The sequence below is a fragment of the Alteromonas sp. McT4-15 genome, from assembly GCF_020515205.1.
Taxonomy (GTDB): domain Bacteria; phylum Pseudomonadota; class Gammaproteobacteria; order Enterobacterales; family Alteromonadaceae; genus Alteromonas.
Map to the genome: position 1 here is coordinate 12886 of NZ_JAJALG010000004.1, position 26460 is coordinate 39345.

Sequence of the window (26460 nt, forward strand, 5' to 3'; positions counted from 1 at the left end):
GTCAGTGAGTTGGATACAATAAAATGGTTAATAATGTGAATAGCAGTTACAAGATTTATCTTATTAATTTAGACGAAAGTACAGACAGACTTCAGTCATGTACTCAAAGACTCACAAGCCAAGGACTGTCTTTCGAGCGAATCTCGGCTGTTTTGGGTAGAGCGCTAGTGGGCGCTGAAAAGTACAAGCATTACTCGTTGAGTGATAATGAAAAAAAATATTTCAGAGCGCTTACAGACGGTGAAATAGGCTGTTATTTAAGCCATAGAAAAGCATGGGAAATGATAGCTTCAGGGGATGAAAAGTTCGGTGTTGTATTGGAAGACGATATAGAATTAAAAGGTCGGTTAGATTTAGCGCTAGACGCTCTTGATACTGTTCCATTCGATTGGCAGATTATGAAACTATCTGCTTATAGAAATAGAACAAGACGATCTTTGTTAAGCAAACCTGTTACTCATCAATTTAGAGTGGTAGTACAAAGTAAACCTATGTCGGGTTGTGCTGCAACTGCGATATCTAAAAGTGCAGCAAAAAAGCTGTTACTATCGACGTCTACTTTTGGGCGGCCGGTAGATGTAGATATTCAACACTTTTGGGAAACAGGAGTAAATGTGTTTTCATTGCTACCTTACCCTGTTGCGCAGGATATAAGTATGGAAAGCACTATAGTAGGACGGCATGGCACGGCAAGTAAAAGTTTCTGGAAAAGAAAAAGGCAGCAATTATCATCGCTGCTCTTGAATCGCTCTTCGGTAAGAAAGCAATTAATGGATACAAAAAAAAATTGGGATTAATTGCCTTTTTGCAAATAAAGCTAAAAGTGTTCGTCTAACTCATCAGAGTTACTTACAACTTTGCTGATATCGCCAGATATCTTTTTTCTTTCCAAGTACATTTTAATACGGAATTTAAGATTACGGAAAAATGTACTTCTGTTAGAATGACGGCCTTCATTAACGGCTTCAATATCACTATCAAAGCAAGTGTTCTGGCTTATACGATAAGGTTTTATGCCGAAAATACTAATGCCAACTTCGCTATGTATTTGAATATCCACATCCACGGCTCTAAAAAAATTTTTTCTTTTAAGTAACTTTTTAGCACCCTCAAGACTGAGCGCGTATCCAAGCGCACAATTAGGGACTTTAGTAAAATTACCCAGAGTATAAGTATCGTCTAACTTAATTTCCTCTTGAAAAGGTACGTCTCTATTATCGAAGATTTTAATCATATCCCATTTTGATAGACCTTCGATATGTGATAAAACCTCAATTAGCTTGTCGTCGATAGTAAGGTCATCTTCAAGTATTAGGCAACGAGCTATGTTTTCATCAATCATTTTTTGCCACACATTTCGGTGGCTGATGTAACAACCTATCTCGCCAGCGGTAAGATTACGGTGATGATATTTCCTATTTGCCTCTGCATCGTAAAAGCTTTCAACCTCTTCGGAGGTAAGTGCTTTTCCAAGAACAGCATCGAATCTTTCTGCTTTTAAATTTAATGCCTTAAGACGCGACGAAGCTGATTCCCAACGTTCAGGGCTGGTCGCTAAATTAATAACAAATATAGGGAACATAGTTATCCCGCGACAAACATGTGTTTAAACGTAGCCCACTGCTCGTTGAATTGTTCAGTGGGTTTGCGAGTAAAGCCACTGCGAATAAACGCATTAATGCGTCCATCTGTGTAGCTGATAAGCATATTGGCAATAATCGCTTCGTCGGCAGATAATGTCTTACCTTCGCGAAGTTTTCGTTCACGCAATACTTGTTTTAACTGAGTCTCAAGTCGCTCAAAAAGCTTAGCAATACGCGCACGTAATCGCTCTTGCTCGCCCATTAATGCATCACCGTTCAAAATACGTGTAATACCAGGGTTCTTTTCAGCAAAACCTAAAATAAGATGCAAAATAAGCTGACAGCGTGTTAGTGAGTCTTTCTCTTCGTTTACAATCTTATTGATTCGCGTAAACAACGTATCTTCAATAAACTCAATAAGACCCTCAAACATTCGCGCCTTACTAGGGAAGTGACGGTAAAGTGCGGCCTCTGAAACCCCAACTTTTTCCGCTAGTTTTGCAGTAGTTATTCGTTGACCTGGGCTGGTTTCTAACATTCCAGCAAGTGCTTGCAGAATTTGCGCTCTGCGATTTGTTTTTTTGACAGCAGGCATGACGACTGTATTTCCTCCGCAACCGCACGTAATACGCACGGGCTCCATGTTAAGTTGGCTTATGCCAATTTGTTGTATTTATTATTGTTATTATCGACACTTAGAAAGTATCTGTTAGTTTTTCTGAACGGCCGAATATTGTTGTGCAATTAGCGATAATAACTGCATAGCCAAGTTGTCCTTGCTGGTGGCGGGTAGCTTTTTGTCACCCTCAGGCCAAATAACATGTAATGCGTTTTTATCGCTATTAAACCCTAAACCTTCTGCTGTTATATCATTGGCCGCAATCATGTTAAGTTGCTTTTTAACAAGCTTAGCACGCGCATAGGTTTCCACATCTTGGCTTTCAGCGGCAAAGCCAACACAAAATGGTCTATCTTTTCGCTCAGAAACTGTAGCTAGAATATCAGGGTTTTTAACAAAAGTAAGTGTTAACTTATCACCTGTTTTCTTAATTTTGTTATCTGCTACATTTGCTGCCCTGTAATCCGCTACTGCGGCAGTGCTAATAAATATATCAGTTGTCGGTACGAGTGACAGACAAGCATCTAACATCTCTTGTGCACTTGTAACATCCACACGCTCACACCCGTTTGGTGTCGGCAGGGACACTGGCCCCGCGACTAAAGTAACGTTTGCACCTGCTTGTGCAGCAGCCTGTGCAATAGCAAATCCCATTTTTCCAGAACTGTGGTTAGAAATGTAGCGAACGGGGTCTAGCGATTCACGTGTAGGGCCTGCGGTGATAGTGATATGTTTATCACTAAGTGTATCGAGTAAAACAGTGAGTTCGTTTGCCACTTGAAAAGCCTGCGCGATTTCATTGGCAATATCAATAGGCTCAACCATTCTACCTGCACCTATATCACCACATGCCTGTTCACCGCTGGCAGGACCAATAAAATAGGTATCTCGACTTGCTAGTAAATTCAAATTTGACTGCGTTGCGGGTGCTTTCCACATTTGTTGGTTCATAGCTGGCGCAATGAAGACGCGCGCAGCCGTTGCAAGATACAGTGTGGTCAGTAGATCATCAGCCATACCATGAGCCAGTTTGGCCAACGTATTCGCAGTGGCAGGCGCAATAACCAATATATCGGCCCATTTTGCCAATTCAATATGGCCCATCGCTGCTTCCGCTGCAGGGTCTAATAAATGCTGATGAACAGGGTTGCCCGAAACGGCCTGCAGTGACAACGGACTGACAAACTCTGCAGCTGAGTCGGTTAATACAACGCGTACATTAGCACCAAGCGCTGTTAATTTTCTCACAAGATCAGGGGCCTTATAGGCAGCAATACCGCCTGTAACACCAAGTAGGATATTTTTATTGGCAATTGACATAGTAAATGGACATTTCACAAGTTAGCTTTAGCCTACCATGCTCGACAAAAATCGGATAGCTGAACCAAAGTCGCAAAGACGACTTTGTTGCGAAACCCGCCTTTCATACAGTCGTTATAGCTGCGTATTTCTTTTATAACACTCATCACGTTAAATACTGTGGTATTACACATAATGTCAATAAAGGTATGGCCCAAAAGTGAGCGGCCCAGAGAAAAGCTACTTGAACAAGGCGTACACAGCCTAAGCGATGCTGAGCTTATCGCTGTACTTTTAGGGAAAGGAATAAAAGGTAAATCTGCGTTGGCAGTTGCACATGACTTGTTGCACAAACTCAAAGATCTGCGCGGTGTGGTTACCGCGTCACTCACACAGTTTTCAGATATAGCAGGGTTAGGGCCATGCAAATATGCGCAGTTTCAAGCGGGTTTTGAGCTTTTTAGAAGAAACCTGGAAATTCAATTAAAACGGCAGGATGTCTTTAATAATGTGGATGATACAAAGCGCTATTTACAAGCAAAATTAAGAGATTGTGAACAAGAGAAGTTCGCTTTACTGATGTTAGACAGTCAGCATCAACTTATCGCATTTCGCACTATGTTTAATGGCACGATCAATAGTGCCGCGGTTTACCCCAGAGAATTGATCAAACAAGTAATGATCGACAATGCAGCAGCTGTGATCTTAGTGCACAATCACCCCTCAGGCATTGCAGAACCTAGCCATGCAGATATTCGGTTGACAGGTGAGATCAAAGACGCAATGAAAGCGATCGACGTGCCAGTGCTCGATCATTTTGTGGTTGGAGATAAAGAAACTGTTTCATTCGCACAACGAGGCTTGCTAAGATAAGAAACTTGAATCATTTTTCGCTTAGAATCTAGTCAAATAGGTGAAAATGATTTAGCATAGGATATTAGTGGGTTATTTTTTTAAAGGACTGTTATGAAGAAGTCAATTATTGCATTATTTGCAGCCGCAACTATGGCGGCAGGTGTAAACGCACAAGAAGGTGAAGGCGGCTCTGGTGCTGGTGGTGTTGGTGCAGGTGCAGTATCTGGCGGCACAATTGCTACAGCAGTAGTGGCAGCGGGCATCGTTGCTGGTATCGCTAACAACAACTCTGCAAATGCACGTGTTGTTGACGAAGATGAAGACACGCTAGTGTGTGAAGGCGATGACCAACTAGCTGGTGACGTTTGTGTTGGCACAACTAACACAGTAACGGTTACTGGTACTGGTACTATGACAAGCACAATCACTGTGCCTGTTACATTTACTTACGCTCCGACCGTACAGTAAAAAATAGCGTATTCGAAAAAGCCGCTTTTATTAGCGGCTTTTTTATTTTCGTAGAAAATTTATCTTTTAGTCGGCACATTTCAATGAAATCACATTTTTTACTGGCTATGGCTGGGTCAGTTTTGATTCTTCTTTCTGGCTGTTCCACGACGACATCTGCATACTACAACACTCTCAAATTAGCGCTTAAAGACAGATCGGTAACCTACACCATAGATGAGATCGCTGCGAGCAAAGCAGATCTTATGCAAATAAAAGCAGGTGAGAGAGATACTGCATCGTTGGCACTTGCGTACATTGATGGCGATAAATATCGCTGGGTATCCGGAGATAACGTTATTTTCACTATGCACCACGGTATTATAGTGAAAACGGAAGGCCTAGATAGCGACCTTTTTTACACAGGAAACCTTCAACATAATCCGCTTGGTAAAAGCGATGTTTTATCGTATAGCTGGCAGCGCAAAGTCGATGTTTCTGGGGTCGGCTACGGCCTACCTGTGAATTCATCATGGCGAATTGAAGGCGAAGTCACCCGAGAATATTTAGGTTTCTTTATTCCATTGCTAAAAATTGTAGAGACCGTCTCTTTTCCTGAATACACGCCTTTTATCGATATCGGTCTTGAATGGGAAAACACCTACTATCTTCATAAATCGACCAAGCAGTTGTTGGCATCTACGCAACAATTTAGCCCTGTAGGAGACACTTACGACATGGTGTATCTGAGCCGTATTGTTCGTGAAATGACAGAGCAAGGAGCAGTGAAGTGATTAGACGACTTGTTTTTGCATGTACTGTATTAATAGCATTGCTACCCACTAGCAGTGTTGCTCAAGAAAGCACACTTAGCGTAATGTTAAACAAACAAACGTACCAGTTTGAACGCCCACTTAGATTGTCGAGTGTGTTGTCTTTGATTGCAGAAAATGGCGACTGGTATTGGCCAACCGCTGCGGTGTTTAATTTAACTGATACGCACGCAGAAGACGAAAAAACGGCCATCTTGATTGAAATTCGCGACTTAATGACGCGTTTTGACCGTGATTCAGACACCTTTATGGCGCTTGAAAATTTATACGAGCAGGTGGCGACATGGACAGTGTCAACGCGTATCGACATGCCGGTTTCGTACAATCGAGCTCGCTTGTTTTTCGAAGAAAATCCAATGTTTCAACCAGGTAAATATTGGATCCGTTTAAATGGCCGACCCAATGTAGTGCATTTTTCAGGGGCTGTTATTAAGCCGGGTGCTTATCAGCATCAAAGTGATACGTCAGTGTATACCGCAGTCGATACAGTTAAAAAAGCGGTAGATGCTGATAGAAGTTATGTCTATATCATCACGCCGCAAGGCGATGTAGAAGAGCGAGGTATCGCCTACTGGAATCTCGATTTTTCTCAGCTTATGCCTGGCAGTCAGGTTTATGTGCCGATTTCTCCAGAACTTTTCAGTAATAAGCTTAAAGTACTGAACAAACGCGTTGCTGCGTTAGCCGTACACAGGGTTCTTCCTCAATGAATGTGTCATTAATTTCAAAGAAAACAGCGCTGGCTATATTGGTAGGCAGCGTATTGTCCTCTGCTGCTCATGCCGATTCGCAAATTCGCGTTAAGCCTTCTCAAATGGTACAAGGCGGCAATGGGCTTATCCAAACTCCAACGGCGCGAATGCGTGACGAAGGCGGTATGGCTATTAACTATACCGACAATGGTGAATATCGCTTTTGGTCTGTGAACATTCAGCTGTACGACTGGATGGAGGCTACTGCCCGCTATACTGACGTGCGTACGCAGTTATACAGTCAAGTTGATTCATTTAGCGGTGATCAAACCCTTAAGGACAAAGGCTTAGACGTTAAGTTTAGACTGTGGAAAGAAAGTTACTACTTGCCTGACATCAGCGTGGGATTTCGAGACTTTGGCGGAACGGGCTTTTTTGAAAGCGAGTATGTGAATGCCAGTAAATCGGTAGGTCCATTTGACTTTCACCTTGGTGTAGGCTGGGGTTATATGGGTACATCAGATGACATTACTAACCCATTTTGTAAGCTAAAAGATAGCTTCTGTGAGCGCCCAGAAGGCTTTTCTGGTCGCGGTGGCAAAGTTGACTACGACCAGTTTTTTAAGGGTACGATGGCGTTTTTTGGGGGGATTGAGTATCAAACTCCGTGGGAGCCACTTACGCTTAAACTCGAGCTTGAAGGTAATGACTACTCGCGCGACAGAGCGGGACGTCTGGAGCAAGACTCGCGTTGGAATATTGGTGCGGTATATCGCTATAAAGATCTTGATTTCAGCCTGAATTATCAGCGTGGTAATACAGTTGGATTTGGTGTTACATATCGTTTCAATATGAATACGGCGTCGCAAATTAAGTTTGATGAGAAGCCTAGAAACTTGCGCGTGCGTAACACGCCAAAAAGTATTGATGATGTAAACAAAGCACGCCTTTACAGCGATTTGCTTAGAGAAAGTGGCTTTGTATTATCTGACGCCAAAATAGAAGAAGACAGCGCAACATTTTACGGTACACAGCTTTCTTATCGCGATCAGGACGAGGCTATCGAACGAACTGGACGTATAATTGCGTCAGAACTACCAGACAGCGTCGAGAAATACCATATTATTGATAACAGTGGCGGCATGCCAATGGTGGATACACAGGTTGATGCCGAGGCTTTTATTGCGGCTGCGCGCTATGAATCTGTTGATGCAGATATCACTGATACCTACTTTCGTGTAGCACCTAATAAAGAGCAACTTGAAGAGTACAATCCGAGGAATACGACAGGCGCGTTTTATAGTGCGGACTTTTTCTTTACGCAATCTTTCGGTAACCCAGAAGATTTTTATCTGTATCAAACGGGTTTGTTGCTAACAGGTGGATATGCAGTTGATGAAAACTTAGCATTTATTAGCAGCGCGCGTGTTACGTTGCTCGATAACTTCGATAAATTCAACTATCTGGTAGACAACGAAGAGGTCGCGTTGCCTCGTGTAAGAACACGTGTGCGTGAATATGTGTCTGAAAACGACGTGTGGCTAGACACTGCATTTTTACAGTACAAAGACAATATAAGCGAGAACGTTTTTGGGCAAGTATACGCAGGTTATTTAGAAACTATGTTTGCGGGTGCTGGTGGTGAAATACTGTATCGCCCAGTAGACAGCCGTATAGCTTACGGCTTAGATCTTAACTATGTAAAACAGCGCGATCCTTACAGCCAACTTGGTACTGAAGAGTACGAAGCCTTTACAGGGCATGCAAGCGTATACTGGAAACCCGAATTCTTGCACGATACGCAAATTAGTGTGAGTGCAGGGCAATTTCTTGCTAAAGACAAGGGCGTAAATATTGATTTCGCCAAACGCTTCGACAGCGGGATCATTGTAGGGGCATTTGCCGCGTTTACCGATGTCTCGTCAGAAGAGTATGGTGAAGGGAGCTTTACCAAAGGTTTCTATATTTCGATACCCACAGACCTGTTCTTGCTAGAGCCTACCAAAGGGCGTGGACTGTTCCCTTGGGTACCGATTTCACGTGACGGTGGTCAGATGTTACGTCGACCAATTCGACTTATAGATGCTACGGAAGTTAGGTCGCCGTTCTTCGATTAATAAGCACTATGCAAATAGGCTATGCTAAAACGTGTAGCCTTTTTTGCGCTTGTACTGACCTTGTGTAGCGGCACCTAATATTTTTTAAAATGTCGCTAAAATAAAAACGCAGTTACGTATATAATGTCGCCATCGCGACGAGGGTGGCAGTTTTTTAAGCATAAAACAGCTAAAAAGTAACCTTTTTGTAGTTTCTTATTGAAATGATCCTGCCTTTGCTGTATAAAATGCGCCCTCTAATTTATAGTAATACGTCATTTGACCCAACGACTGTTTGAGTGGTGGGATTGACTGACGCGACAGTTATCGTTGTTCTGGAGACAAATACAATGTCAAGAGTATGTCAAGTAACAGGTAAGCGTCCAACGGTTGGTAATAACCGTTCACACGCACGAAATGCGACTCGTCGTCGCTTTTTACCAAACCTTCAAACACACCGTTTTTGGGTTGAGAGCGAAAGCCGTTTTGTTAAACTACGTTTGTCTGCGAAAGGCATGCGTATCATCGATAAGAAAGGTATTGATTCAGTACTAACTGACATCCGTGCCCGTGGTGAGAAAATCTAAGGAAGCCGACAATGCGTGATAAAATTAAACTAGTTTCTTCAGCAGGTACAGGTTTCTTCTACACTACTGATAAGAACAAGCGTAACATGCCTGGCAAAATGGAGATCAAAAAGTTTGATCCTGTTGTGCGTAAGCACGTTATGTTCAAAGAGGCAAAAATCAAGTAAAGCCCTTTTAGAAAGAGCACTTGCTTTTGTCTCCACGAAAACCCGGCCTTTGCCGGGTTTTTTGCGTTATGAGATCGCAATTTTACGGCAGGATCCAGTGGATTAGATCTTAGCGTTTAGTTGTGTAAGAGTTGCGTTAAAAAGGTAAACAACTCTTCATGGCATCTGTGCGACTATGGCTTTACTATAGCGTGATATGATAATTGCTTAAGGAGCATCGGTGGCAAGAATATCTCAACGCGCAATGAACAATGTTGTGATCATAGCTATGCTTTTAATGATCGCGTTGTTCAATATAGATAGCTTTTTACCAAAGCAAGATGTGCCGCAATATCAAAGCTTGCTGCCCCAAGACGCTTACGTGTTAAAAATAGAGCACGATGAAAATACGCTTGAGCGCAGCGGACAACTGTGGCGCCAGCGAACACGAGCTGAAAGAGTAGCCATCGCGCCAAATAAACAATTTTCTGCGTGGCAGCAAGCGGCCTTAGAGCCTATTTCGGGCGTACCTACTCAAATATCTTCGTCACAGCCATTGGTTGTGGTGGTTTGGATTGCAGGCCAAACTAACGGGCTTGTGTACGGCTTTTATCCTCAAACGAGCCCCACTGTTGTCAAATTTGATAACAATTGGTACACCCTTACCAATGCGCAATTAAATACACTTCTTCCATGGATACAATAGATGCCTGAATTACCAGAAGTCGAAGTAAGCCGATTAGGCGTTTCTCCTCATTTGCTTGGCAATAAGATTAGCCGCGTTATTGTGCGAGAGCGCAGGATGCGCTGGCCAATTCCAGAAGAGGTTTCATGTGTTGAAGGCCATATTGTCAAGGCCGTTAAACGAAGAGCGAAGTACCTGCTTATTGAAACCGATGTCGGCACCTTGATCCTTCATCTCGGCATGTCAGGCAAATTGCGTGTTATTGATGCGCAAACTCCCGTAATTAAACACGACCATGTAGATATTGTACTTGAGACTGGCAAGTGCTTGCGTTTTAACGATCCAAGGCGCTTCGGCGCACTACTTTGGCAAGCGCCCAATACATCGCTCAGTATGCTTGAAAATCTGGGTCCAGAGCCTCTTACTGATGAGTTTGATGATAAACGCTTATTTACCCTTTCAAGAAATCGAAAGGGACCAGTGAAAAACTTCATTATGGACAACGCTATTGTGGTTGGAGTTGGCAACATCTACGCAAATGAAGCCTTATTTTTGGCTGGTATCGACCCTAGGCGTCCTGCAGGCAAAATCAGTGCAGAGCGTTATAAGCGCCTTACGCAAACTATTAAGCAAGTATTGGCAAAAGCTATTGAACAAGGTGGTACTACGCTAAAAGATTTTGCTCAAACCGACGGTAAACCTGGCTATTTTGCACAGCATTTAAATGTTTATGGCCGCAAAGGTGAAGCGTGTGAAGTGTGCGGAAAAGCCATAGAGAGTAAGGTAATTGGACAGCGTAATACCTTTTTCTGCACCCAGTGCCAGCGCTGATAAGTAGCATCTGGCAAGTCTTTATTGCTTAAGATGCTACTTTCAATCACGTATCTACGTTTTTTTGTGCAATCTATCTTTCAGAGCTTGCTCCACCACTGGGTGGCAAAAACCGTCAACTGCACCGCGGTGAAGGGCGACTTCTTTTACTAATGTCGACGAGATAAAAGAATTTTCTTCAGCCGGAGTAAGAAATACGCTTTCAAGTTTGGGGTTTAGCCTGCGGTTCATATTGGCAAGTTGAAACTCGTATTCAAAGTCTGAGACCGCGCGTAACCCGCGAATAAGAATGGTCGCATTTTGCTGGTCAGCAAAATCCGCTAATAAGCCCGTGAAGCCAACGACTTCAACATTCGGTAGGTCAGCGGTAACCTTTTTTATCATCTCGACACGCTCTTCTAGCGTGAACAGTGGTTTTTTACTGGGGTTAGAGGCGATTGCCACGATAACATGTGAAAATAGCTGAGACGCACGTTCAATTAAATCTGCGTGACCGTTAGTTATAGGGTCAAAAGTGCCGGGATAAAGTGCTCTGGTATGCATAGGGTTGAGTCTTTTTGTTAGTACAATACGGTGAAGGCCAACGAGTTTTTACTGTAACACATTGACAGAATATACCAATTACACCGCGGCTTTGCTTACCGCGTTGTAACCATCAATACAGCTTTGCCATTGCTCAGTTTGCCAATGAAACACAGGGTTTTTGGCTTTCTCTTTATGCAATGAGCGAAGTAGGCGAGCCAAGTTTTCTTTTTTCCACTTGTCGCCGGACCGATAATGGCAGCGATCAAAGTCGATAAGCCAAATATCACGCTTATCATCCATCATAATATTGCGAATATTAGCGTCGTGATGATAAACCTGACAGTTATGCATTTCAGCTAAGGCTTTTCCAACATTTTGCCAGTCACTTTCGTTAAGCGGCTTTTCGCATAGCATTCTATGCAAATCATGACTGTTTGGAATGGTTTGCGTAATCAAGTCGCCGCGGTAAATAACCCCTCGACGATGAATACGGGCAGCAACAGGTACTGGTACGCGAAGCCCTTTGTCGCGCATATGCGCAAGTAGCCTGAACTCTTCAAACGGACGAGAACGTTCAACACCCAAAAAGGCATATTGGTCACTGAGCAACTTACCTACAAGGCCGCCGCGTATGTAATGACGCAGCACCCAATGCTGGTGCTCGTGTTCAATGAAAATGGTCGTACCACGGCCCTTTGCTTGCCCTGTTACTTTGTTTTCTAGGTGCCAAAAGTGTGGCGTGAACATATCTTCGTTTGGTTGACTCACCAAGCTATCGTCGAAAATAAAATGGTGTCCTGCACCTATGTCTCGTCGTATTGTCGCCATGTTGCCCACAACTTATGGTAAATTTCACATTCTAATGATTTATTTTGGTTTTTCAGCAACGAGAGAGCTTCTGTGGGAAAAAAGATTTGTTTAATGCGTTTATCGGCAATAGGTGATGTTTGTCACGCAGCTGCCATGGTAACTCGAATTCAAACTCAGTGGCCCGATGCTGAAATTACGTGGGTTATTGGCAAGATTGAGTATCAACTGCTTAAGCTCATGCCAAATATCCGCTTTATTGTGTTTGATAAGTCACAGGGCAAAGTCGCTGTTGAAGCATTGAAACAGGCCGTGGCGGGCGAAACATTTGATGCGCTACTCATGATGCAAGTTGCACTACGCGCCAACTTGGCGTCGCGGGTAATAAAAGCGAAACAACGAATTGGCTTTGATTGGGCGCGCAGTAAAGAGCTGCATTGGTTATTCGCTAATAAACGCATAGCAGCTAATCGTCATGCCCATGTGCTTGATGGCTTTATGGACTTTGCTGACGCCTTAGGTGTGCCTAAAGTTTTAACGCCATCTTGGGCCATTCCCGTATCTGAAGACGATCACCTATGGGGAGAAAAACAAGCGAACTCACTAGGAAAATATGTCGTTATTTCACCAGCGGCCAGTAAAGCAGAAAGAAATTGGTTACCAGAACGATACGCAAGTATAGCCGATTATATCCAATCAAAAGACGTGACTGTGATACTGTGCGGCGGCCCCGGAAAGCTAGATAGAGAAACAGCAGATGCCATAAAAGCGCATGCTAGCACCGAGCTTCTCGATTACACTGGGCAAACCTCTTTGCACCAGTTACTCATGTTATTACAGCACGCTATGCTAGTAATTGCGCCTGACACTGGCCCAGCACATATGGCAACTACAGTGGGTACACCGGTAATTGGGCTATACGCACATTCGAACCCCCGTCGAACTGGACCATACAACAACTTAGACAATGTGGTCTCGGTGTATGACGAGTGCGTAGAAAAGCAAAAGGGTAAACCTTGGACAGAGTTAGCATGGGGAACCCGAGCCAAGGGAAGCGATTTGATGGAAAAAATTTCCGTTGAGATGGTAAAACAAAAAATCGTGCCATTTGTAGGTTAATTTACGTAATTGTAAGGTAAAAGTATCAACTACTATCTACACTTAGCATTGCGAAGTGTTCCTTTGAAATAACAGGGAGTCGTTACCAAATGAAAAAGCCCGCTTTGCGATGGCTGTCTGTGGTTTTTGACTATAAACGCATACCAAAAGCAATACTTGTCAGTATTGTCTTTTTTGCCTGCGCGTCACGGGCTGATGCCGCAGAGCTTTATGTCATGGTGAATGAGAGTGTTTCAGTGACTGAGCTAAATCGCACTGATCTTCGTCAGATATTCACCGGCCATCGACAGTACTGGAGCGACGGCACTAAAATCACAGTATTCGTACTGCACGACAATAACGAACTACATAAACAATTCTGTCGAGACGTTCTACAAATGTTCCCTTATCAGTTGTCCCGCCTTTGGGACCAAATTACGTACTCAGGCCAAGGCGTGACCCCTGTACGTGTATCTTCTTATCAAGCACTCATTGAAGCGCTTGAGAGTACAAAAGGCGCAATAGGCTACTTAGAGACTTCTGAGGTAGTCAATCTACGACGCGTTGAGGTGGAAGAATCATGAAACTAAAATGGTTATTCGCGTTGTGTTTTGTCAGTGCGACAGCAAAAGCAAATCATACAAACTTTTCTTGGCATGGTTACTTGTCACAAGGTATTACTCAGTCGAAAGACAGTACTTTCATTACTGATGATAATGATATTACCAGTGAGCTCACCGAAATAGGCTTTAATGGTTATTATCAACTGGCAGAGAACATTTCCATAGCTGGCCAAGTAAATTACCTCGATGGTGGCAATCGTTTCGAGCAGGGCACGCGTTTAGATTACTTATTTGTGGACTGGAAGTTGCCCAACCTCATTGGCGGGTGGCAAGCGAATATTCATGCGGGTCGCTTTAAAAATCGCCACTGGCTTTACTCAGTAACGCGCGATGTACCGCAGACCCGGTATACATCTGTATTGCCGCAGTCAGTCTATTTCGATGGTTTTCGCGATGTTGCACTTGGCAGCAATGGGCTGCTTGCTAGCTTTGCCCATTATGGTAAGCATAATATTTGGGAAATTAACTGGAGTTACGGCCGCTCTTCTATCAATGACTCTCAGCGTGACTTTTTATTAGGTGATGAAGCAAAAGGCACTATCAAGCAAGATTTTGTGCACCAAGCAAGTGTGTTCTGGCAGCCTGCAACCATGGCGTGGAAAGTGGGCGCGAGTTTATTAGACTCTGACTTCACCTATTCTCCAGCAGATATGGACAATCGTTTAGCGGGTAGCGCAAATATTCGTAGAATGATGATATCGGCCCAATATTTTGCGGAAAACTGGGAGGTGTCGTCTGAACTTGTAAGAGAAATACAAGATAGCGAAGGCTTATTTGCACCTGACTTTGTTGACAGAAGACGTGGAGAAGGTGGCTTTATACAGGTTCGCTACTTATTCAACAGTCAGTTCAGCGGTCTTTTGGGTTACGACACTTATGTGAATGATGAATCAGACCCGAACGGCGAAAGACTAGAGGCACTGTCTGGCGGCACAATTCCCGCCTATTTTGGCTATCAAGATACCATTACATTGGGTTTTCGTTATGACATCGCACCTAAATGGCGTCTTCAAGGAGAATACCACTGGGTAGATGGCGCCACGCGCGTGGTCAGTTTACTCAATCGAGACGTTGCATCTCATGCGCAAAAAGGGTGGGAAATGTGGTCTGTGCAATTGATGTATTGGTTCTAAGGTAGGACTATGACCGTTCGCGTCTCTTTTACCACCAAGACCATTGTCATCCTTTTAGCCATGGTACTTACCGTTACTGTGGTTATTTCTACTGTGCTTATCAAAGAGTCAGATGCGCGTGTATTACGGGAGCAACGTGAAAATCAAATTAGCCATCAACGACGGGTGCAATTGTTCGAGGAAATTCTACACAACCGTATGATTACGCTGATTGACATCATTAGCCACCGTAGCGATCCAACCAATGTCAATTTAGATGAACTGCACACAACGCTTAACAGCTTAAGTGAATATCTCATTCTTAACTTTCAAGTAGAGCAGCTGCTTCTGTTTGACCAAGCTGGTGCAATTAACAAAGACAATATTAAGGTTAGCGATGCAGTGTCTCAACTTGTGAGTACTACTCGCGCGTCATTCGAAAGCCGCTCAATACTCTCTTGTACCAGAGTGTGCACGCACTACATCTCTATTCCCGTTATGGCCAGTACAGATAATATTCCTGTTATTGTGGTGTCTACTTCTATGCGAGAGCTACTGTATCTTTTCAGTCGCGCTACAGATGTACACAAAGTGGCCATAGTGCAACAAAAAAATACACCTCTAGGCAATCCTCAATTAGTGGTTGCTAGTCAATTGTCTGCGGCAAACAGGCAGTATTTGAACAATCTTCTATTAGCTTTTCCCGCCGGTTGGTCATTGGATGATTTAATCATTCGAGGTATGAACGTACCATTGGGTAGTCAGCAATTGCTGGTCAGCCTATTGCCCTTTAGCCATGCTAGTGGCGATGATCCTTACTTGCTCATTGTGCAAGATATAACAGCAATGGTGCAGCAAAATAAGCAATATCAGGTAATTGTTATCTCAAGTGCTATAGCGCTGTTTTGTGTGTTCTCATTATTGCTGTATATATTTCTAAATCAGTATCGCACGCGTCTTCTGGGCGTAAGTGAGCGTTTGCCCATGCTGGCTGATCACAAATTTAACGAGTTCTACACCTCTGCTGCAAAACGCAGGAAAAAGCCGTTTTTTAACTTAACTGACGAACTGGATGTGGTTGAAGACGCCGCCAATAACTTAGCTAGACAACTAGAAAGCTTCGACGGCCAAATGGCGGTTAACACTGCTAAATTAGAAAAAATGGCAATGTTTGATGTGCTCACTGGGTTGCCTAATCGCAATATGCTTACGTTTCAAATTGAGAAACAACTGGCTGGTTCTTTGCGCGATGACCGCATAGTGGCACTTATGTTTATGGATTTGGACGACTTTAAGAAGGTAAACGACAGTCACGGCCATGACGTTGGAGATAAATTGCTAAAAGCGGCGGCTATGCGTATTTCCAAACCCATACGCGAAACAGACATTGCGTCGCGCTTTGGTGGTGACGAGTTTGTGGTATTGCTGTCTAACATTGAAACCAAAAAGCAGGTGGATATTGTTGCGCAAAAACTTATAGATGAGTTTAATAAGCCCATTGAGGTAGACGGCACCTCTTTTTACGTCTCTATTAGCATAGGTATTGCAATCACCAGTCATGCTCGCGCTACGCCAGTAGAGCTTTTGCGTCACGCTGACATTGCAATGTACGAAGCAAAAGCGAAAAAAGGTGCAGGGTATCGGGTGTACGATGCCACCATGAATTTAAAGGTAATGCAAAAGGTAGAACTAGAATCGGAGGCGCGCGAGGCCCTACGCGACAATCAGTTCTCTTTGGCGCTACAGCCTCAAGTCGAAATGCATACCGGTAAGTTAGTGGGTTTTGAAGCATTGCTGCGCTGGGCACATCCTACCAAGGGTGATATATCACCTGCTGAATTCATTCCGCTGCTTGAAAACACTTCTTTTATGTTAGAGCTCGATTATTGGGTTGTTACACGGTCAACCAACATCATTCGAGAGCTTAAAAACAACGGATACCGCGATCTTAAATTAGCCATCAACTTGTCGGCTGGGCAATTTCTTGACCCTAGTTTGCCTGAGTTTCTACAACAGCAAATTATTCAGAACGAAATTGCACCAGAGCAAGTGTGCCTAGAGCTCACAGAAACCGTACTGGTGTCTGACATAGACAGAGCAACAGGCATTATGCGCACTATTCGCGACATGGGTTGTATGATTGCTATTGATGACTTCGGAACGGGCTATTCTTCGCTGAGCTACTTAAAAGCGCTACCAGCGGATTTCATTAAAATTGACCGCTCTTTTGTTGCCAATATTGCCAACAGTGCCGACGACAGAAATATTGTGCATTCCACTATCGCGATGGTGAGTAACATGGGGATGGAAGTCGTTGCTGAAGGGATCGAGTCTGGTGAGCAATACGAGCTCTTGTGTCATTTCGATTGCCATATTGGGCAAGGCTACTTAATCAGTAAACCTATTCCTGAATCTGCTATTTGGGACGTACTTCACGACAAAGTGTCACTGGGTTTTTGGAAAGAGTCAGCCTAGGTACCCAATAAAAAGCACACCATTCCCTTAAAAGAGCCAATGGTGTGCTAAATAATTTACAAAGTTTGTCGTTTAAGGCGTTAAATACAGCGCAAGAGTGTGTACCCATAAGGCTGCTTTCATTAAACTAGCGGTTTTATATATACCTACACTCGGAGAATGGCATGTCTGCGGCATTTATTTCTCATTTGCAATCGCAAATTGAAGCCACCAAACAAGATGGTTTGTACAAAAAAGAACGTGTAATTACGTCTCAGCAACAAGCTGACATCGGCGTAGCTAATGGCGAACACGTAATTAACTTTTGTGCCAACAACTACCTTGGATTAGCAAACAACGACAGCTTAATCGACGCCGCAAAACAAGGCTTAGATAGCCATGGCTTTGGTGTAGCATCGGTACGCTTTATCTGCGGCACTCAAGACATTCACAAGCAACTAGAAAGTGCTATTAGTGACTTTCTAGGCACAGAAGATACCATTCTTTACCCATCGTGCTTCGACGCAAACGGCGGTTTGTTTGAAACGTTACTTGGCCCAGAAGATGCCATTATTTCTGACGCGCTAAATCACGCCAGCATTATCGATGGTGTGCGTTTGTGTAAAGCAAAACGTTATCGCTATGCCAATAACGACATGGCCGCATTAGAAGAGCAGCTTAAACAAGCTGATGCCGATGGCGCTCGCTTTAAACTTATCGCAACAGACGGTGTTTTCTCAATGGACGGCGTTATTGCCGACCTAGCGTCAATTTGTGATTTAGCGGACAAATACGATGCCATGGTAATGGTAGACGATTGTCACGCTACGGGTTTCTTGGGTGAAAATGGTCGTGGTAGCCATGAGTACTGCGGTGTAATGGGCCGTGTTGACATCATTACCGGTACATTAGGTAAAGCCCTAGGCGGTGCGTCTGGTGGTTATACTTCGGGCAAAAAAGAAGTCGTTGAATGGCTACGTCAGCGTTCGCGCCCTTACTTGTTCTCAAACTCTGTTGCGCCACCCATTGTATCTGCATCAATTAAAGTGTTCGAAATGATGAAAGAGGGCGACGCGCTTCGTGCTCAACTATGGCGTAATGCAAACCATTTCCGCACGCGTATGGAAGAAGCCGGCTTTACACTTGCAGGTAAAGATCACGCTATTATTCCTGTTATGTTAGGTGACGCTCGCTTAGCCAGTGACATGGCTGACAAACTGCTTGAGAAAGGTATTTACGTTATTGGCTTCTCGTACCCAGTTGTACCGAAAGGTCAGGCGCGTATTCGTACTCAAATGTCAGCAGGTCACAGCCTAGAACACGTTGATAAAGCAGTCGACGCGTTTATTGAAGTAGGTCGTGAAATGGGAGTAATTTCATGAAGTCGTTAGTTAAAGCGAAAGCAGAGAAAGGCATTTGGCTTCAAGACACGCCAAAGCCTGAAGTGGGCCACAACGACCTACTCATCAAAATTCGCAAAACGGCAATTTGCGGTACTGACATGCACATTTATAACTGGGATGAGTGGTCACAAAACACAATCCCCGTGCCTATGGTAGTAGGGCATGAGTACGTAGGTGAAGTGGTTGGCATGGGTGAAGAAGTAAAAGGCTTCAACGTGGGTGACCGTGTGTCGGGCGAAGGACACATTACATGTGGACATTGCCGAAACTGTCGCGCTGGGCGCCGTCATTTGTGCCGTAATACTGAAGGAGTCGGGGTAAATCGTCCGGGCGCCTTTGCAGAATACCTGGTTATACCCGCGTTTAACGCGTTTAAAATACCAGACAATATTAGCGACGACCTTGCTTCTATCTTCGACCCGTTTGGTAACGCTGTGCATACTGCATTGAGCTTCGACTTAGTCGGCGAAGACGTTCTTATTACTGGCGCAGGCCCTATCGGTATTATGGCTGCGGCGGTAGCAAAACACGTAGGTGCTCGCCATGTTGTCGTGACCGATATCAACCCCTATCGTCTAGAATTGGCGAAGAAAATGGGGGCAACTCGCGCCGTAGATGTGAGCAAAGAAGACTTAAAAGACGTGATGAACGAATTAGGCATGACGGAAGGCTTCGATGTCGGCTTAGAAATGTCAGGCGTGCCAGTGGCATTTCGCGACATGCTAAACAAGATGAACCACGGCGGTAAGATTGCTATGTTGGGTATTCCCCCGCAGGACGTAGCGGTAGATTGGAACCAAGTTATTTTTAAAGGGCTGGTAATTAAAGGTATCTACGGTCGCGAAATGTTTGAAACCTGGTACAAAATGGCAAGTTTGCTACAAAGTGGTCTTGATTTGTCGCCTATTATCACTCACACCTTTTCCATTGATGACTTTCAGAAAGGGTTTGATACCATGGGCTCAGGACAATCAGGCAAAGTTATTTTGGACTGGCAATAATGACAACATTTTCACACATTAGCGTACAAGACGTAGCGAATTTCCAAGGCGATGTAGCCATTGTTGATATTCGCGACCCCCAATCATTTGCTAATGGGCACATGCCGAACGCAGCACCGTTAAACAATGACAATTTCGCAGCGTTTATCGATCAAACCCCGAAAGATACGCCTGTGGTTGTGGTGTGCTATCACGGAGTGAGCAGTCAGCAGGCTGCACAGGTTATCGCACAGCAAGGCTTTGAAACCGTGTACAGCATGGATGGTGGCTTTGAAGCGTGGCGCTCAGCCAACCCGGTAGTGACGGAATAAAAAGTAAATAAAGGTGCATTACGCACCTTTATTTTTTTGTTTTGAACACAATCCATAAGGTATATTCATTTCAATCAACGACCGTCTAGGGATTTCACGTATTCATGGGTCAGCCATTAATCGCCTTCAATCAACAAAGTCCGGCGCATCTTCTTGCAAACTATTTAACAAGCCAGCAAATTCCCGCCAATGTAGTGCAGCACACTAACGCAACCGACAACAACGAGTTTGTTGTTGTACTCGCTAACGACGAGCACACTGAAAGAGCGCAGGCAATAGCGCAAGACTTTGTAAATAATCCCACCGATCCCAAGTATCAGCAGGCCGCCTGGGATAACGGCAAAAACGTGCGCTTGGCACGTACTCCAAGTGGATTTTCAGCAGCTACTATTATCAGCGATGCCAAAAGTGCTCCCTTCACAACAGTAGTCTTCCTGCTGTGTGCGGTCATTTATGGGCTCTCGCTGCTGGGATTGTTTGCTCCTATAGCCAAGCATTTACTTATGCAGCCATTTTCAGTGCTGGCCGAAAATCATGAATGGTGGCGACTGCTAGGCCCGGCTTTTATTCATTTTTCCATACTGCATATTGTATTTAATTTGCTGTGGTGGGCGATGCTGGGGGCTAAAATAGAGCGCACCTTTGGGCTAAGCATGTTGTTGATAGTGTTTGTGGTGTCAGCGGTTGTGTCAAATGGTGCCCAGGCATTATTTAGCGAGCCAATGAGCAATAATATGTTCCTGTTTGGTGGCCTGTCTGGGGTTGTGTATGCCGTTATGGGTTTTGTGTGGTGGCTTGGTTGGCTACGCCCGAATTGGGGCTTGTCGCTACCTAACTCGATAGTGGGCTTTATGTTGGTATGGCTGGTATTAGGCTATGCCGATATCTTGTGGGTGAGCATGGCAAACGCTGCTCATACTGCGGGGCTTATCTCAGGCTGTTTACTTGCAGCGTTACTGAGCCTAGGGTCAAAAAAAGCGAGCTAATGCTCGCTTTTCTGCGTACTTCAAAATAGCGTTATAGCGACTTTAGCTTAAGCGCCTTGATACAAGTATTTCGTAAAAATTACGTTTTTAATCACTTCGCCGCCAGTTTCTTGTTTCATATGATCTTGCAGCGCCTTCAAAATAGCGCGGCGAATATCTTCGCGGCCCGTGAGCGACTTAACTTTCTCAGAGGGCTGTTGACCAAAAATTTCTATTGCGGTGGCGCGCAGCAATGGCAAATGGTGCTCAGCAATTTCAAGCTGGCTTACATCGTGGATCATAAGCTCTACCGACACGCGTACATAACCGAGCTTGGCCGAACTATCACTGATATAGTTAGTCACAATTTCAGGCTCTAGACCCAAATAAGCGTAGCTTGCTTTATCCTGTGCTAATGCAGGTGCACTAGCGCCTAAAACAAAACAACTCAATAAAAAACAACGTACGAATAAAGACTTAAGCATGGTAAAAGCCAAAAGACCAAAGAAAAAAATAAAATCACTGGTAGTGTAGCAAAACTGCACTTAAACGCACTACTGCAAAAGTAGTAGCACTACAAAAAATGTGAGCGTTAACGAGAATAGGCTACATAATTATGCTTTAGCGTCATTGTCGCTGACACATACATTATACGTGGTATCATACTAACAGATTAATAATACGAGCTTTTCACGTGAGTTTTAACGCCTCTTATCCCGTAGGCTTAGCGGTTAACTGGCAGCGCCCAGAGGGGATCAGTCTATCTGATGCCAACTTAAAAAACTGGTTACTTGATACTGGCTCGTTAACCGAGCGAGTGCAGTCGTCGTGCCAGCATTTTTCACTTGAATTATTAGGGCAAGACTCTCGTATACCACACCCAAACGAGCTATCGATGCTGGTCAGTAATGGCAATACGTCGTATCAAGTGCGTGAAATCTTGTTGTGTGGTGACGAACAGCCTTGGGTATTTGCTCGCTCTATTATTCCTCAGGCCATTATTGATGCAGAACTATCAAACCTAGGCCGTGAACCTCTAGGCAAGCGGTTGTTTAACGATGCACGTTTCATTCGCTCTGCCTTTGAAGTGTGTACGCTTGATGCAACCGCGCTTGGTTATAGAAAAACGCAAGCATTATGGGGGCGCCGTTCAATGTTCACCTTAGAGGGGCAAAGCATGATAGTGGCGGAAGTTTTCTTGCCGGAATCACCGGCCTATACACATGCTTTCAGCAACGAGTTATCACTATGAGCAAAGCAACCCTTGGTGCATACGCACGCTTAATGCGACTAGATAAACCGGTAGGTATTTACCTTTTGCTGTGGCCTACGATGTGGGCGCTACTTATGGCGGCGCAAGGGCTACCGCCTTTAAGCATTTTAGTCATTTTTGTTGCGGGTGTTGTTGTAATGCGTTCGGCAGGTTGCGTAATAAATGACTACGCCGATAGAAAAGTCGACGGTAGCGTAAAGCGCACAGCAGCGCGCCCTTTGGCTACAGGTGAAGTTACACCAAAACAGGCACTTACCTTGTTTGGCGGTCTTATTGCGTTGGCGTTTGTGTTGGTGCTGTTTCTTAATTGGCAAACCATTGCGCTATCTGTGGTGGCGTTGTTGCTTGCCTCGTCTTACCCTTTTATGAAGCGCTACACTCATTTGCCACAAGTGGTGCTTGGCGCAGCGTTTGGTTGGGCCATCCCCATGGCATTTATGGCTGTGCTAGAAACGGTGCCTGCTTACGCGTGGTGGTTATTTGTTGCGAACCTTTTATGGACGGTCGCTTATGATACTATGTACGCCATGGTAGACCGTGACGACGACCTTCAAATAGGTGTTAAATCAACGGCGATACTGTTTGGCAAAAACGATGTGCGCATCGTTATGCTACTACAAGCAATTGCCTTAATTATTCTGTGGTGTATTGGTTACGCCATCGACGCCACTTGGCCCTATTACGGCGCTATTCTATTTTCTGCGTTGCTATGCGTACGTCAGTACCAGCTGATAAAACGCAGGCAACGAGAAGGCTGCTTCAAAGCCTTCCTTGAAAATCACTATATTGGCTTAGCCATCACCCTTGGTACGGCACTGCATTTTTATTTGGCGTAGCGGTTTAACGCGAAATAGTTGTTTATAGAATGTACGTAGTCTTCTAAAACTGTACTCATGTCCCCTTGGTAGCAAAAGCGAGCTGCTCTAGCATAAATAAAGGCTTGTGAACTAGCACAAGCCTTCTGATCATAATTCTGATGTTTCAAAAACAGAGTGCTTCACCAAATGAAAGGTGTATCACTAAGTGTTATACTTTCCATGGGATGGATCCTGTGCGCATATTCAAATCAAAATGGTTCTCAAGGTGGGCGAATAAATACGGGTTAAAGGACGAAGCGTTAAAAGTCGCGATAGAAGAGATTAACGCGGGGCTGGTTGACGCAGACTTAGGTGGCCATGTTTTTAAAAAACGCATTGCACAACGCCAAGGTAAACGTGGTGGCTTTAGAACTATTGTGGTTTTCCAAACGGGAGATAAGGTATTTTTTATATACGGTTTTGCCAAACGTGTACGTTCGAACGTCAATGCTAACGAGCTAAAGGCACTAAAGCATTTAGCGAAAGAATTGCTGAGTTACAACGATGTGCAGCTAAGGCAAGCAATTGAGGCTGGCGGTATTGAAGAGGTGGAGTGATATGAAAGACAGTATTTTAGATGTGGTGCACAACACGGCGAAAGACTTGAATGATGCAGGCGTAATGGATATCCAAACTATGCAACAGTTTGACGCATTATGTTTGCCTAAAATAGAACAGTATGATGGTAGTAAAATAAAAGCAATTAGAGAGAAAGAGCGTGTGAGCCAAGCCGTTTTTGCAGCTTATTTAAATACTACGCCATCTACGGTGAGGCAATGGGAGCAAGGCACTAAAAGACCTAGGGGAACCTCTCTGAAACTGCTTAACTTAGTTGCTCAAAAAGGCTTAGAAATTCTTGTCTAGTGAGAGTGTGAAGCACACTATTTGAAAGACGAGAGCGTTAAAACAGTTCATTTCAGATAAATTTTATGCAAAAAAGCGCCTTTTAGGCGCTTTTATCATCCAAAATGTGTTATTACTTTTCGGCTAGTTTTGCTTCAAGTTCTGCCATTCTTGCTTCCATGGCATCGAGTTTTTCGCGGGTGCGAATAAGTACTTGGCTTTGAATATCAAACTCTTCGCGAGTGACTAGGTCTAGCTTCGACAGCTGAGACTGCAATACTGTCTTTACTCTGCCTTCGGCTTCTTCAGCCATGTTTTTAACGCCAGGTGGAATGGCATCAGCAATTTGTTTCGCTAAATCTTCGAGTTTCTTCGGATCCAACATGGAATTCCCTTATAATGCGCAGCTCAAATTATGAAAGCTATTCTATCGGTATCGGCACGACATGCAATGAAAAGTGTGCCCATGCCATTTTGTACGTTGTTGTAGGACTCGAATGAAACTAAATGAAGCCCAAGAATCTGCAGTAACCTTTGTGTCAGGCCCATGCTTGGTGCTTGCGGGTGCAGGTAGTGGTAAAACTCGTGTAATTACCAACAAAATTGCCCATTTAGTACGAAACTGCGACATGCCAGCACGTTATATTGCCGCGGTAACTTTTACCAATAAAGCCGCGCGTGAAATGAAAGAACGTGTAGCGCAAACGTTAGGCAAGCCTGAAGCGCGGGGCTTAAAGGTTTCTACCTTTCACACCTTAGGCTTAAACATTATTAAAGCCCATGTGAAAGACTTGGGTTTAAAACCCGGCTTTTCTTTATTTGATGATAAAGACTCGACAGCACTTTTGAATGACCTTACAACCGACACCATCGACGGCGATAAAGACCAGCTTCAGCTATTGCAAAGCTGTATTTCAAACTGGAAAAATGACCTTATCTTGCCCGATGCACTATTAAAGACTGCAACTAGCACCGGTGAGCGGGAGTTTGCCGAGGCTTACAAGCGCTATCAAGACAACTTAAAGGCATACAATGCGCTAGACTTTGACGACCTGATTTTATTGCCTACGTTGCTGCTTAAGCACAACGAAGAGGTACGGGCGAAATGGCAAGGCAAAATACGTTACCTGCTGGTGGACGAATATCAAGACACAAACACCAGCCAGTACGAGCTAGTAAAGCTGCTGGTAGGCGAGCGCGCGCGTTTTACTGTGGTAGGTGACGACGACCAGTCAATTTATTCGTGGCGTGGCGCAAAACCTCAGAACCTGCATTTGCTGCAACAAGACTTTCCCCGCTTAAACGTAATAAAGCTTCAGCAAAACTATCGTTCCTCAGGACGTATTCTGCATTGCGCTAACATTCTTATTCAAAACAACCCACACTTGTTCGACAAAACCCTGTTTTCTGAATTGCAGTACGGCGAGCCGCTTAAAGTTATTGAAGCAAAAAATGAAGAGCACGAAGGCGAACGTGTTGTCGCTGAATTGTTGGCACATAAGTTTATGAACCGCACGCAGTTTAAAGACTACGCCATTTTGTACCGCGGTAATCACCAAAGCCGTATTTTTGAAAAACTGCTAATGAGTAACCGCATTCCTTATAAAATAAGTGGCGGTATGTCGTTTTTTGGCCGAGCTGAAGTTAAAGACATCATGGCGTACTTACGCTTGTTGGTGAACCAAGACGACGACAACGCATTGCTTCGCATTATTAACACGCCGGGGCGCGGAATAGGGCGAGCAACGCTAGAAAAATTGGGTAATTTTGCCAATAGCTTAGGCGTGTCGATGTTTGAAGCGGCGACACACCCTAATTTGAACAGTGTATTACCAGACAAAGCTTTTCATTCGGTGTCAGGCTTTGCACGTTGGGTAGTTGAGCTGTCTGACAACGCCGAGCGCGGTAATACAGTAGATGCAGTACGCGCCATGATCCGCACCATGGGCTACGAAGAATGGCTTTACGAAACCAGCGCCAGCCCTAAAGCAGCTGAAATGGCTATGGCTAATGTTAGTACCCTATTTGGTTGGGTAAACGACATGCTAGAGGGTAACGACCTTGACCAGCCAATGACTCTTACCGAAGTGGTTAACCGCCTTATTCTGCGCGATATGATGGAGCGCGGTGAAGACGATGGGGAAGGGGACCAAGTACAGTTAATGACCCTTCACGCGTCTAAAGGCTTGGAGTTCCCTATTGTATTTCTTGTGGGCATGGAAGAAGGCCTATTGCCACACCAAAGCAGCATAGACGAAGACAACGTAGAAGAAGAGCGTCGCTTGGCCTATGTGGGGATCACGCGTGCCCAGCGAGAACTTATCTTTAGCCTTGCCAAAGAGCGCCGCCAGTTTGGTGAGGTTATACAGCCAGAACCAAGCCGTTTCTTGTTCGAACTACCGCCTGATGACGTGCAGTGGGAAAATCAAAAGCCAAAGGCCACCAAAGAAGAGCGCCAGCAAAAAGCGCAGGTAGGCATTGCGAACTTGCGTGATATTTTGGGCAAAAAATAAGT

General features: G+C 44.4%; 30 protein-coding genes. 23 read left to right on the plus strand and 7 right to left on the minus strand.

From position 1 onward, the window contains the following. Positions 1-23 precede the first annotated feature (23 nt). Positions 24-797: a glycosyltransferase family 25 protein gene (locus tag LHL20_RS04560; RefSeq protein ID WP_226432419.1), complete on the plus strand. Its 774-nt coding sequence runs from the start codon at positions 24-26 to the stop codon at positions 795-797. A 20-nt stretch (positions 798-817) separates the two neighbouring features. Here LHL20_RS04560 and LHL20_RS04565 read toward each other — a convergent pair whose 3' ends face one another. The 3 genes from LHL20_RS04565 to coaBC form a co-directional block, all read right to left on the minus strand. Next, positions 818-1582, minus strand: a complete 765-nt coding sequence (locus tag LHL20_RS04565; protein WP_226432420.1) for a glycosyltransferase family 25 protein — start codon at positions 1580-1582, stop codon at positions 818-820. A 2-nt stretch (positions 1583-1584) separates the two neighbouring features. Beyond that, complete coding sequence (gene slmA / locus LHL20_RS04570; RefSeq protein WP_226432421.1) at positions 1585-2178, minus strand: nucleoid occlusion factor SlmA; 594 nt, start codon at positions 2176-2178, stop codon at positions 1585-1587. Between the two features lie 114 nt (positions 2179-2292). Further along, positions 2293-3522 carry a bifunctional phosphopantothenoylcysteine decarboxylase/phosphopantothenate--cysteine ligase CoaBC gene (gene coaBC / locus LHL20_RS04575; protein WP_226432422.1) on the minus strand — a complete coding sequence of 410 codons (1230 nt, stop codon included), beginning with the start codon at positions 3520-3522 and terminating at the stop codon, positions 2293-2295. A 174-nt stretch (positions 3523-3696) separates the two neighbouring features. On the opposite strand from coaBC, the gene radC reads away from it, so the two are divergent. The 9 genes from radC (at position 3697) to mutM (ending at position 10673) form a co-directional block, all read left to right on the plus strand. After that, positions 3697-4374, plus strand: a complete 678-nt coding sequence (radC, locus tag LHL20_RS04580) for a RadC family protein (RefSeq protein WP_226432423.1) — start codon at positions 3697-3699, stop codon at positions 4372-4374. 93 nt (positions 4375-4467) lie between these two features. Beyond that, on the plus strand, positions 4468-4824 hold the full coding sequence (locus LHL20_RS04585) for a hypothetical protein (RefSeq protein ID WP_226432424.1): 357 nt from the start codon (positions 4468-4470) through the stop codon (positions 4822-4824). 83 nt (positions 4825-4907) lie between these two features. Then, on the plus strand, positions 4908-5597 hold the full coding sequence (locus LHL20_RS04590; protein WP_226432425.1) for a YjbF family lipoprotein: 690 nt from the start codon (positions 4908-4910) through the stop codon (positions 5595-5597). Further along, a complete protein-coding gene (locus tag LHL20_RS04595; protein ID WP_226432426.1) occupies positions 5594-6346 on the plus strand; it encodes a capsule biosynthesis GfcC family protein in 753 nt (250 codons plus the stop codon). The genes LHL20_RS04590 and LHL20_RS04595 overlap by 4 nt, the downstream gene beginning before the upstream one ends. Continuing rightward, positions 6343-8445, plus strand: a complete 2103-nt coding sequence (locus LHL20_RS04600; protein WP_226432427.1) for a YjbH domain-containing protein — start codon at positions 6343-6345, stop codon at positions 8443-8445. The genes LHL20_RS04595 and LHL20_RS04600 overlap by 4 nt, the downstream gene beginning before the upstream one ends. Positions 8446-8774: 329 nt before the next feature. Continuing rightward, positions 8775-9011 (plus strand): 50S ribosomal protein L28, encoded by a 237-nt coding sequence (rpmB, locus tag LHL20_RS04605; RefSeq protein WP_012516576.1) that lies wholly within the window; start codon positions 8775-8777, stop codon positions 9009-9011. Between the two features lie 11 nt (positions 9012-9022). Next, on the plus strand, positions 9023-9178 hold the full coding sequence (gene rpmG, locus LHL20_RS04610) for a 50S ribosomal protein L33 (RefSeq protein WP_013786148.1): 156 nt from the start codon (positions 9023-9025) through the stop codon (positions 9176-9178). Between the two features lie 220 nt (positions 9179-9398). Next, on the plus strand, positions 9399-9863 hold the full coding sequence (locus LHL20_RS04615) for a hypothetical protein (protein WP_226432428.1): 465 nt from the start codon (positions 9399-9401) through the stop codon (positions 9861-9863). After that, a complete protein-coding gene (gene mutM, locus LHL20_RS04620) occupies positions 9864-10673 on the plus strand; it encodes a bifunctional DNA-formamidopyrimidine glycosylase/DNA-(apurinic or apyrimidinic site) lyase (protein WP_226432429.1) in 810 nt (269 codons plus the stop codon). It abuts the gene before it with no gap. Positions 10674-10727: 54 nt separating this feature from the next. On the opposite strand, the gene coaD is transcribed toward mutM, so the two are convergent. Together coaD and LHL20_RS04630 are read right to left on the minus strand one after the other, a co-directional pair. Then, complete coding sequence (coaD, locus tag LHL20_RS04625; RefSeq protein WP_202263071.1) at positions 10728-11216, minus strand: pantetheine-phosphate adenylyltransferase; 489 nt, start codon at positions 11214-11216, stop codon at positions 10728-10730. A 78-nt stretch (positions 11217-11294) separates the two neighbouring features. Further along, complete coding sequence (locus LHL20_RS04630; RefSeq protein ID WP_226432430.1) at positions 11295-12026, minus strand: 3-deoxy-D-manno-octulosonic acid kinase; 732 nt, start codon at positions 12024-12026, stop codon at positions 11295-11297. A 72-nt stretch (positions 12027-12098) separates the two neighbouring features. Here LHL20_RS04630 and LHL20_RS04635 point away from each other — a divergent pair, with 72 nt between their 5' ends. From LHL20_RS04635 to glpG, 8 genes are all read left to right on the plus strand, one after another. Continuing rightward, positions 12099-13124 carry a glycosyltransferase family 9 protein gene (locus tag LHL20_RS04635; RefSeq protein ID WP_319003210.1) on the plus strand — a complete coding sequence of 342 codons (1026 nt, stop codon included), beginning with the start codon at positions 12099-12101 and terminating at the stop codon, positions 13122-13124. An 89-nt stretch (positions 13125-13213) separates the two neighbouring features. Further along, the gene (locus LHL20_RS04640; protein WP_226432431.1) at positions 13214-13687 is read left to right on the plus strand and encodes a substrate-binding domain-containing protein; all 474 of its coding nucleotides are present in this window, start codon (positions 13214-13216) and stop codon (positions 13685-13687) included. After that, positions 13684-14859: a hypothetical protein gene (locus LHL20_RS04645; RefSeq protein WP_226432432.1), complete on the plus strand. Its 1176-nt coding sequence runs from the start codon at positions 13684-13686 to the stop codon at positions 14857-14859. Before LHL20_RS04640 ends, LHL20_RS04645 begins: the two co-directional genes overlap by 4 nt. A 9-nt stretch (positions 14860-14868) precedes the next feature. Continuing rightward, complete coding sequence (locus LHL20_RS04650) at positions 14869-17313, plus strand: putative bifunctional diguanylate cyclase/phosphodiesterase (protein ID WP_226432433.1); 2445 nt, start codon at positions 14869-14871, stop codon at positions 17311-17313. Between the two features lie 164 nt (positions 17314-17477). After that, positions 17478-18674, plus strand: a complete 1197-nt coding sequence (kbl, locus tag LHL20_RS04655; protein WP_202263076.1) for a glycine C-acetyltransferase — start codon at positions 17478-17480, stop codon at positions 18672-18674. Continuing rightward, the gene (tdh, locus tag LHL20_RS04660; protein WP_202263077.1) at positions 18671-19696 is read left to right on the plus strand and encodes an L-threonine 3-dehydrogenase; all 1026 of its coding nucleotides are present in this window, start codon (positions 18671-18673) and stop codon (positions 19694-19696) included. Before kbl ends, tdh begins: the two co-directional genes overlap by 4 nt. After that, a complete protein-coding gene (gene glpE, locus LHL20_RS04665; RefSeq protein ID WP_226432434.1) occupies positions 19696-20007 on the plus strand; it encodes a thiosulfate sulfurtransferase GlpE in 312 nt (103 codons plus the stop codon). Before tdh ends, glpE begins: the two co-directional genes overlap by 1 nt. Positions 20008-20111: 104 nt before the next feature. After that, the gene (gene glpG, locus LHL20_RS04670; RefSeq protein ID WP_226432435.1) at positions 20112-20993 is read left to right on the plus strand and encodes a rhomboid family intramembrane serine protease GlpG; all 882 of its coding nucleotides are present in this window, start codon (positions 20112-20114) and stop codon (positions 20991-20993) included. A 47-nt stretch (positions 20994-21040) separates the two neighbouring features. Here glpG and LHL20_RS04675 read toward each other — a convergent pair whose 3' ends face one another. Continuing rightward, positions 21041-21457, minus strand: coding sequence for a flagellar basal body-associated protein FliL (locus LHL20_RS04675; protein ID WP_202263080.1), 417 nt, complete (start codon positions 21455-21457; stop codon positions 21041-21043). Between the two features lie 209 nt (positions 21458-21666). Here LHL20_RS04675 and LHL20_RS04680 point away from each other — a divergent pair, with 209 nt between their 5' ends. The 4 genes from LHL20_RS04680 to LHL20_RS04695 all read left to right on the plus strand — a co-directional run bounded on the left by LHL20_RS04680 (position 21667) and on the right by LHL20_RS04695 (position 23966). After that, a complete protein-coding gene (locus LHL20_RS04680; RefSeq protein ID WP_226432436.1) occupies positions 21667-22224 on the plus strand; it encodes a chorismate--pyruvate lyase family protein in 558 nt (185 codons plus the stop codon). Further along, positions 22221-23081 (plus strand): 4-hydroxybenzoate octaprenyltransferase, encoded by an 861-nt coding sequence (ubiA, locus tag LHL20_RS04685; RefSeq protein ID WP_226432437.1) that lies wholly within the window; start codon positions 22221-22223, stop codon positions 23079-23081. The genes LHL20_RS04680 and ubiA overlap by 4 nt, the downstream gene beginning before the upstream one ends. A 206-nt stretch (positions 23082-23287) precedes the next feature. Then, positions 23288-23659 (plus strand): type II toxin-antitoxin system RelE/ParE family toxin, encoded by a 372-nt coding sequence (locus LHL20_RS04690; RefSeq protein WP_226432438.1) that lies wholly within the window; start codon positions 23288-23290, stop codon positions 23657-23659. Between the two features lies 1 nt (position 23660). Further along, positions 23661-23966 (plus strand): helix-turn-helix domain-containing protein, encoded by a 306-nt coding sequence (locus tag LHL20_RS04695; RefSeq protein WP_226432439.1) that lies wholly within the window; start codon positions 23661-23663, stop codon positions 23964-23966. A gap of 112 nt (positions 23967-24078) precedes the next feature. Here the strand turns inward: LHL20_RS04695 and ubiK are convergent, their stop codons facing one another. After that, positions 24079-24330: a ubiquinone biosynthesis accessory factor UbiK gene (gene ubiK / locus LHL20_RS04700; protein WP_202263084.1), complete on the minus strand. Its 252-nt coding sequence runs from the start codon at positions 24328-24330 to the stop codon at positions 24079-24081. 112 nt (positions 24331-24442) lie between these two features. Between ubiK and rep the strand changes: the two genes are divergently transcribed. Beyond that, positions 24443-26458: a DNA helicase Rep gene (gene rep, locus LHL20_RS04705; protein WP_226432440.1), complete on the plus strand. Its 2016-nt coding sequence runs from the start codon at positions 24443-24445 to the stop codon at positions 26456-26458. Positions 26459-26460 lie beyond the last annotated feature (2 nt).

Bases quoted from the DNA above. Each gene is read 5' to 3' on its own strand.
- LHL20_RS04560 (WP_226432419.1), top strand. From the start codon at position 24: ATGGTTAATAATGTGAATAGCAGTTACAAGATTTATCTTATTAATTTA.
- LHL20_RS04565 (WP_226432420.1), bottom strand. From the start codon at position 1,582: ATGTTCCCTATATTTGTTATTAATTTAGCGACCAGCCCTGAACGTTGG.
- slmA (WP_226432421.1), bottom strand. From the start codon at position 2,178: ATGCCTGCTGTCAAAAAAACAAATCGCAGAGCGCAAATTCTGCAAGCA.
- coaBC (WP_226432422.1), bottom strand. From the start codon at position 3,522: ATGTCAATTGCCAATAAAAATATCCTACTTGGTGTTACAGGCGGTATT.
- radC (WP_226432423.1), top strand. From the start codon at position 3,697: ATGTCAATAAAGGTATGGCCCAAAAGTGAGCGGCCCAGAGAAAAGCTA.
- LHL20_RS04585 (WP_226432424.1), top strand. From the start codon at position 4,468: ATGAAGAAGTCAATTATTGCATTATTTGCAGCCGCAACTATGGCGGCA.
- LHL20_RS04590 (WP_226432425.1), top strand. From the start codon at position 4,908: ATGAAATCACATTTTTTACTGGCTATGGCTGGGTCAGTTTTGATTCTT.
- LHL20_RS04600 (WP_226432427.1), top strand. From the start codon at position 6,343: ATGAATGTGTCATTAATTTCAAAGAAAACAGCGCTGGCTATATTGGTA.
- rpmB (WP_012516576.1), top strand. From the start codon at position 8,775: ATGTCAAGAGTATGTCAAGTAACAGGTAAGCGTCCAACGGTTGGTAAT.
- rpmG (WP_013786148.1), top strand. From the start codon at position 9,023: ATGCGTGATAAAATTAAACTAGTTTCTTCAGCAGGTACAGGTTTCTTC.
- mutM (WP_226432429.1), top strand. From the start codon at position 9,864: ATGCCTGAATTACCAGAAGTCGAAGTAAGCCGATTAGGCGTTTCTCCT.
- coaD (WP_202263071.1), bottom strand. From the start codon at position 11,216: ATGCATACCAGAGCACTTTATCCCGGCACTTTTGACCCTATAACTAAC.
- LHL20_RS04630 (WP_226432430.1), bottom strand. From the start codon at position 12,026: ATGGCGACAATACGACGAGACATAGGTGCAGGACACCATTTTATTTTC.
- LHL20_RS04640 (WP_226432431.1), top strand. From the start codon at position 13,214: ATGAAAAAGCCCGCTTTGCGATGGCTGTCTGTGGTTTTTGACTATAAA.
- LHL20_RS04645 (WP_226432432.1), top strand. From the start codon at position 13,684: ATGAAACTAAAATGGTTATTCGCGTTGTGTTTTGTCAGTGCGACAGCA.
- LHL20_RS04650 (WP_226432433.1), top strand. From the start codon at position 14,869: ATGACCGTTCGCGTCTCTTTTACCACCAAGACCATTGTCATCCTTTTA.
- kbl (WP_202263076.1), top strand. From the start codon at position 17,478: ATGTCTGCGGCATTTATTTCTCATTTGCAATCGCAAATTGAAGCCACC.
- tdh (WP_202263077.1), top strand. From the start codon at position 18,671: ATGAAGTCGTTAGTTAAAGCGAAAGCAGAGAAAGGCATTTGGCTTCAA.
- glpE (WP_226432434.1), top strand. From the start codon at position 19,696: ATGACAACATTTTCACACATTAGCGTACAAGACGTAGCGAATTTCCAA.
- glpG (WP_226432435.1), top strand. From the start codon at position 20,112: ATGGGTCAGCCATTAATCGCCTTCAATCAACAAAGTCCGGCGCATCTT.
- LHL20_RS04675 (WP_202263080.1), bottom strand. From the start codon at position 21,457: ATGCTTAAGTCTTTATTCGTACGTTGTTTTTTATTGAGTTGTTTTGTT.
- ubiA (WP_226432437.1), top strand. From the start codon at position 22,221: ATGAGCAAAGCAACCCTTGGTGCATACGCACGCTTAATGCGACTAGAT.
- LHL20_RS04690 (WP_226432438.1), top strand. From the start codon at position 23,288: ATGGATCCTGTGCGCATATTCAAATCAAAATGGTTCTCAAGGTGGGCG.
- LHL20_RS04695 (WP_226432439.1), top strand. From the start codon at position 23,661: ATGAAAGACAGTATTTTAGATGTGGTGCACAACACGGCGAAAGACTTG.
- ubiK (WP_202263084.1), bottom strand. From the start codon at position 24,330: ATGTTGGATCCGAAGAAACTCGAAGATTTAGCGAAACAAATTGCTGAT.
- rep (WP_226432440.1), top strand. From the start codon at position 24,443: ATGAAACTAAATGAAGCCCAAGAATCTGCAGTAACCTTTGTGTCAGGC.